Source organism: Hyphomonas sp. BRH_c22, from assembly GCF_000961795.1.
GTDB lineage: Bacteria > Pseudomonadota > Alphaproteobacteria > Caulobacterales > Hyphomonadaceae > Hyphomonas.
This window is the reverse complement of the sequence record NZ_LADU01000100.1, coordinates 1-6,457: the sequence shown is the minus strand read 5'-3', so window position 1 is coordinate 6,457 and position 6,457 is coordinate 1. Positions and strand designations below refer to the sequence as shown.

General features: G+C 57.2%; 6 protein-coding genes. 3 read left to right on the top strand and 3 right to left on the bottom strand.

What is annotated here, in order from left to right:
• Positions 1–359: 359 nt before the first annotated feature.
• The 3 genes from VR74_RS14025 to VR74_RS21100 all read left to right on the top strand — a co-directional run bounded on the left by VR74_RS14025 (position 360) and on the right by VR74_RS21100 (position 2,506).
• A protein-coding gene (locus tag VR74_RS14025; RefSeq protein WP_299950618.1) for an IS3 family transposase occupies positions 360–1,708 on the top strand; the annotation gives its coding sequence in 2 pieces (ribosomal slippage) (positions 360–693 and positions 693–1,708; 1,350 coding nt in all).
• Positions 1,709–1,898: 190 nt separating this feature from the next.
• A complete protein-coding gene (locus tag VR74_RS14020; RefSeq protein WP_045697856.1) occupies positions 1,899–2,141 on the top strand; it encodes a helix-turn-helix transcriptional regulator in 243 nt (80 codons plus the stop codon).
• A 140-nt stretch (positions 2,142–2,281) separates the two neighbouring features.
• Entirely contained in the window at positions 2,282–2,506 is a 225-nt protein-coding gene (locus VR74_RS21100; RefSeq protein WP_299950621.1) for a helix-turn-helix transcriptional regulator, read from the top strand.
• A gap of 32 nt (positions 2,507–2,538) precedes the next feature.
• On the opposite strand, the gene VR74_RS14015 is transcribed toward VR74_RS21100, so the two are convergent.
• The 3 genes from VR74_RS14015 to VR74_RS14000 form a co-directional block, all read right to left on the bottom strand.
• Positions 2,539–4,332: an ABC transporter ATP-binding protein gene (locus VR74_RS14015; RefSeq protein ID WP_045697855.1), complete on the bottom strand. Its 1,794-nt coding sequence runs from the start codon at positions 4,330–4,332 to the stop codon at positions 2,539–2,541.
• Positions 4,333–4,661: 329 nt separating this feature from the next.
• Positions 4,662–4,982, bottom strand: coding sequence for a helix-turn-helix transcriptional regulator (locus tag VR74_RS14005; RefSeq protein ID WP_299950615.1), 321 nt, complete (start codon positions 4,980–4,982; stop codon positions 4,662–4,664).
• Positions 4,983–5,647: 665 nt separating this feature from the next.
• Positions 5,648–6,457 (bottom strand): type II toxin-antitoxin system HipA family toxin (locus VR74_RS14000; RefSeq protein WP_045697851.1); only part of this gene is annotated, 810 nt, incomplete at its 5' end.

Genomic DNA, 6,457 nt, shown 5'->3' with positions numbered 1-6,457 from the left:
CTTCAAAGTCATAGCCTGTCGGGGATGCGCGCAGATCGTCCATCTGGCGCGCGACGGCCTGGCGCAGGTGCTCAATTTCACCAGGCGCCAGAACGTTCCGCAAACAAACGACGCCGTCGCGCGTGAACGTCGCCTGCTGCGCCGGTGTCGGAAGCGGCAGATTCGGCTCGCTCATGCGACATGACTTCGTTCAGAGGCCTGCCTGGTCCCCGAATACCGGGCAACGATCTCCTCGGCATTACGAAAACGGTCAAGCTGGCGGTCGAATGTTGCTGTTCCCCGTCAGCGACTGTGAGACAGATCGGCCAAATTGCTTAAGGAGGATTTCTGGCACATCGTAGCCCGCCAAGGGAGCGAAGATGAGACAGAAATCCGGGCCGGAAGGATCGGCCGAACGACATGTAAAAGAAATCCGCCGGAAGACCCGGCGAAAATTCTCCGCCGAAGAGAAGATCCGCATTGTGCTGGAAGGCCTGCGCGGAGAGTATTCGATTGCCGAACTGTGCCGGCGCGAGGGGATCGCTCAGGGGCTATACTACACTTGGTCGAAGGAGTTTCTCGAAGCCGGCAAAAAGCGGCTGTCGGGCGACACGGAACGCCAGGCGACGTCCGGTGAGGTGAGCGGCCTGAAGCGTGAGATGCGGGATCTGAAGGAGGTCGTGGCCGACCTGACGCTGGAAAACCGCATTCTGAAAAAAAGCGTGATCGGGGATGGGGAGGATACCGAATGAGGTATCCCGCATCCGAGAAGCTTGAGATCATCCGGCTGGTCGAGCAATCGCACCAGCCGGTGAAGAAGACGCTGGAGCAGATCGGCGTGTCGCGTCCGACCTTTTACAGATGGTATGATCTGTATCGCCGGTTCGGTGAAACTGCTCTCGAAGACCGGCGTGGTGGCTCTGGCCGCGTATGGAACCGCATCCCGAATGAGGTGCGTCAGCAGGTGCTGGAAATGGCCCTGGATCAGCCGGAACTCTCTCCCCGCGAACTGGCGGTGACGTTCACCGATGAGAAGCGCTACTTCGTCTCGGAAGCCAGTGTCTACCGGCTTCTGAAGGCCCATGACATGATTACGAGCCCGGCCTTCATCGTAATGAAAGCGGCCGATGAGTTCAGGGAGAAGACCACCGCGCCGAACCAGCTCTGGCAGACCGACTTCACCTATCTGAAAGTGATCGGCTGGGGATGGTTCTATCTGTCCACTGTGCTTGATGACTTCTCCCGCTACATCATCGCCTGGAAGCTCTGCACCGGCATGGCGACGAGCGATGTTGAGGATACGCTCAACCTGGCACTGGAGGCTTCAGGTCTCGATGAGACGAATGTGGTTCATCGTCCGAGACTACTCTCAGACAACGGACCATCTTACATCTCTGGCGACCTAGCTGAGTATCTTGCCAGCAAGGGCATGGCGCATACACGCGGGGCGCCCTATCATCCCCAGACGCAAGGAAAGATCGAGCGCTGGCATCAGACCCTGAAGAACCGCATCCTGCTGGAAAACTACTTCCTGCCGGGAGATCTTGAAGCACAGGTCGACGCCTTCGTCGGATACTACAACCACCAGCGCTATCACGAGAGCCTGAACAATCTCACCCCGGCAGATGTCTATACGGGCCGAGGCCAAACCATCCTGCTCGAACGCGAGAAAATCAAAAGGAGGACCATGAAACTACGGCGCTTGCAGCACGCCCAATCCGCTGCTTAACTCAAACCCAGATGCGCCAGACCCTCCTTAAGTCAGGCAGCCTGAAGTCTCAAAATACCTGACGACGGACAGATTTGGTGCTTTCAACATCGGTCCGCTAAGCCAGTAGCAATTGGACAACCCAAAATCACTCCTCAATTCGGAGTATACTCCGTGGTTGTATCCTCTTCAACCCAGTCCTTTGGCGGAGATGAACATCCGTGAGATTTTTGCTGCTAATTTGCGATTCCTGCGACAGACCAAAGGTCTGTCGCAGGAAGAGCTCGCCGATCTCGCAGACGTCGACCGAACTTACGTGAGTTTGTTAGAACGGTGCGTCTACAGTGCGAGTATTGATGTCCTTGCAAAGCTCGCCGACGCTTTGGAGACCCCATCTATGGAACTACTGAGAGAGCCCACACAGGGATCCTGTTCGCAATCAATCGAAAATTAAAGACTTTTCGAGTTTGCGGCCGAAATAGATGCTGGAATTTTTCATCGACTGTGAGCGACGCTGACTGGCACAAAAGTCAGCGGAAAAATGCAGAGTATTCTCCGTGGCCACATACTCTGCATATCATTCCACTCTCGGCGATGAATATCCGAGAAGTCTTCGCGCAAAATCTAAAGAAATTTCGACGTGCGAAAGGGTTATCGCAGGAGGAACTTGCACATTTGGCCGGCATTGATCGGACCTATGTAAGCCTGCTCGAAAGACGCATATATAGTGTGACAATCGATATCCTTGCGAGACTGGCCGAGGCACTCGACATTGAACCCGATGAATTACTTGCATCACCCCCGAAACGTAACAAATGATGCTCAACTAATATTTTGCCATTCTAAGATCTTTAGCCAAATGAAAGCCCACCAAGCTGGGCTCTCCATAGTCTTGCATACAGACCATCAGTTTCTAGCAGGTCTTCGTGGCGGCCGCTTTCGGCGACCCTTCCCTTGTCCAGGACGATGATTTGATCGGCGTGTATAATGCTGGAAAGGCGATGAGCAATGATCATCGTGGTTGTTCCATGCGCTGCAGATTTAATATTGCGAAGGATGCTCGCTTCGGCGCCTGAATCGAGCGCTGAAGTCGCCTCGTCCGCGATGAGCAATTTCGGGTGGCGGAGCATGGCCCGGGCTATGGCAACCCGTTGCCTCTCGCCCCCTGATAGTTTGAGGCCTCGCTCGCCGACAATCGTCGCAAGACCGTCGGGAAGGCCCGAGATGAGGTGTTCGAGATGGGCGAGTCGTGCGGCCCATTCGACCTCCTCTGTCGCAGCTTCGAGGTCAGGGAAGGCGATATTGGAGGCCAGACTGGCATTAAAAAGCGTTGTGTCCTGGGGAATCACGGCAATCAGCCGCTGCAGGTCTGCCGGTGCATAATGAGAAATCGGAATGCCGTCGATAAGGATGCGGCCCGAATCCGGGTCATGAAACCTCAAGAGCAGGCGGCAGATGGTCGATTTGCCAGCGCCTGAAGTCCCCACAATTGCAGTTGTGGAACCGGGCGCAATGTCAAAGCTTACGCCATCGAGTACACGTTGCTGCGCCTGGTATGCAAAGCAAACGTTCTCGAACCGGATCGCCGGCAGCGTCGCATCCGGAAAGACCTTGGCTCCACCGGAGTCTGGCTTTTCCCTGAGGGGCGTATCAAGCAGATCGAGCAGCCGCTCTGCGAACGCTGTGCCCTGGCCGATATCCCTCACGCCGGCACCGAGCAGTTCCATCGGCCGGACAACCTGGAGCATGTAGGTGTTGACCAGCACGAGATCGCCGACCGTCATGGCACCGGATTGGACCTGTATGATCGCAATCCAGAGTGTCGCGGTCAGGCCCGCGCAAAACACAAAGGCGATGAAAAGTCCGTTCGTGAACCGCGCGCGATAGAAAGATCGCCAGCGTGCTTGCGCATGGGCGAGGGCTGCGTCGAACCTACCCGTAACTGCCCCCTCCCCCCCGAATGCCTTGACGGTCTCGACATTGAGCAGACTGTCGGCCAGCGCTGCATTCGCCTCAATCCGAGCCGTGGAGATTGCGCGGCTTGCCTTCATGATTGTCCGCGCGCCTGCAGAAAAGACGATCGCATAAGCGAGGGCGCAGACGCTGAATATGGTCAGGAAAGCAAGGTCAAGCACACGGGCAATGACTAGGCTCATGAGCACGACTTCAATCACGCCCGGCAGGATCGTGAAGAAGGCATGTTGCATGACAAGCCGAAACCCCTGCAGGCCGTTCTCGACCGTTTGCGTCAAAGCACCGGTCGACGTCTCACGGTGGAAAGAGAGAGGTAGTGCTATCACATGGGCGAACACCTTTCGCCCGAGCTTGCGGGCGACTGCCTGGTCGGCTGCCCCGAACAGGAACAACCTGACCTCAGCTGCGATCCGGCCAAGCACCTGCGCGGCCACATAGGATACCAACAGCGCAGCCAGAATGAGACCCTGCTTCTGCTGAAAGCTGTTTGTGTCATGAACTGAAAGTCCGTCGATTAGGAGTTTCAGTGCGAGAGGACCGAATGCACCCAGAACCGACATGGCGAGGACGCAGGCCAGCGCGATCAGAATGTTGAGAACGTCCGCAGCATCCAACTCTTTCCGCAGCGCAGGAATGGCACGGCCTAGATTGTTCCAATTAGCTGGCTGCATGAGGCACCCTAATCAATACTTGGTCTCAAATTTTCTACCTTAGCATACTTTCTGGTGCAGATATCCTAAACCTCGCATAATGAGAAATAGTATTGATTATAACCAGATTACACAATTGGAAGCGCCTCGATATCCGGTTAATGCAAAGTCAAACATTTCCTCTTATGATTGTTTTTTCATCCGTGCTGCATGTCCGGCCACAGGAGGCTCAGCATATGCAGTTCCGGCACGTCACGGAATTCGGGGACATCCTGTTGCTGTACGGTTTTACTGCGCACTGACATCCCAGCGACGGGGCATGGGCGTTTGTGCCGTACAATCGGCGACCTTCATCGGAACGCGCGCGGCACTGTCACTTCGCCTGACGTGGTTGGCGACGGCGAGACGAAATCGTCTTCATTTGCCTCCTCGCATGCAAAGAAGTCGGCAAGAGGCACGTCGAGCCGCTTTGCCACTTCGTACAGCATGCCTGCAGAAATCCGGTTCATGCCGGTCTCGTACTTCTGCAACTGCTGATGCGATATGCCCACAAGCCCGGCGAGTTCCACGAGCGTCATGCTGCAGGCCTGACGGTGCGCCCGCAGATGCGCGGAGACCCGTAAATCCATTTCAGAAGGTGCCCGCGCTGCTCTCGGCTTGCCGCCGGTCATAGCTCGCATCCTCCTGATCCGAAAAGTGAAACGCGATCCACACATCCAGGCAGGATTGGTGCATCGTCACTTTTCCGACCTGCATGCCTCATGTCATACGCCCTCACGCGTCGCCAGCACCGGGCTTTCATTGATGCGCCAGGCACTACCAGACTCAACGAGAAACTGACGTCACGCGGCAAAAGAAAGTCGCCGCACCCCGTATGGCAAAGCGATAGTGATGAAATTGAATGACCCGTGCGGCACAGCAAGCCACTCACTCCCCTAGCGAACTCCCAGCGACTGATCACGCATGGCCGACGGTCCTTCCACCTTGTAGCGGTCCAAAATCGCGTGGCCGGTCTTTTCAGGATATCCTGAAAAGACCGGCAGAAATCCGTCATGCCCTCGCCCTCAGAGAAGCAGGCGCCCCATTGAAGGCTTTCTTCCATAGCCGAACCTTCTCCCCACAGCAGTCTCACCTGCGGCAAAGACAGGCGTGCTATTGATGTCTCGAGCCGCCTGCCCACGCAGACCGGTAAGGGCCGCTGCCTGCGGAGGCTCTCTGCCGCGCAGGTCAGCTACTCTTTGCAATCGTCCAGTGTGTGAAGGGTCTCCGGCATGGCATTCTTATGAACCGCACGGACGCTGTCATGGATCTCTGTTCTCACGATCGCCCACAGCCCCTAGACCAGCAGGTCGCGGCGATGCGCTCGCTCAATCCGCTCCATATCACCCTCTGGCATACCTGCTGCCTCGGCATGATGACGCCATTGCACAACAGATTGCGACACCTCGGCCAGGATGGACCTTGCCTTGACCGGCTTGACGCCGCCGGTGCCGGCAAAGGCGATCAGGTCCTCGACCTCGAACAGGTCGCGCTTCCCGTTGACGCTCATCTGGTGCTGGCTCGTCCAGGCGCCGGACGGATTGTAGGAATAGGCCACATCAAAGGCGGGCGAGAGGCGCCAGGTGCCATCCCGGTCCATCAGGAAGGCGATGTTCTTGACATGGTCGTCCTGGTTGCGCGCGACAAGATTGAAGAAGGTCCGTCGAACCTGGCGCTCGATATCACCCATCGGAAGCTGCAGGCGCCGGATCGCCTGCAACGCCTGCTCATAGGCATAGGCCCCGGCCATGTTGAAATCATAGTGCATGAGCGCGCCAAGCGACTGCATATGCAGCTTGGCGCCGGTTGGCGTCCGGTCGAACCGCCTGGTCATGAAATGCGCGCGGCCGCCTTCCTCGTGCAAGCGGCACGCTTCCATGTCGATGCCGGCGGCACGCGCCATCAGGGAATAGGCATATTCGATGCGGCCGAAGCCCTGCGGATCAGCCAGTTCCCGGTCGCGATTGCCATGCACACCATCGAATTTCATCAGCCACTGGCTGAACCCCTCCCCGGCCAGAGCCTGGCCGGACCGGAACTCGCCGGTCTGCGGGTTCCAGGCGAGGACAGCCTTTGCGCGCGCGCCGCCTGCCGACGTGCCGACCCG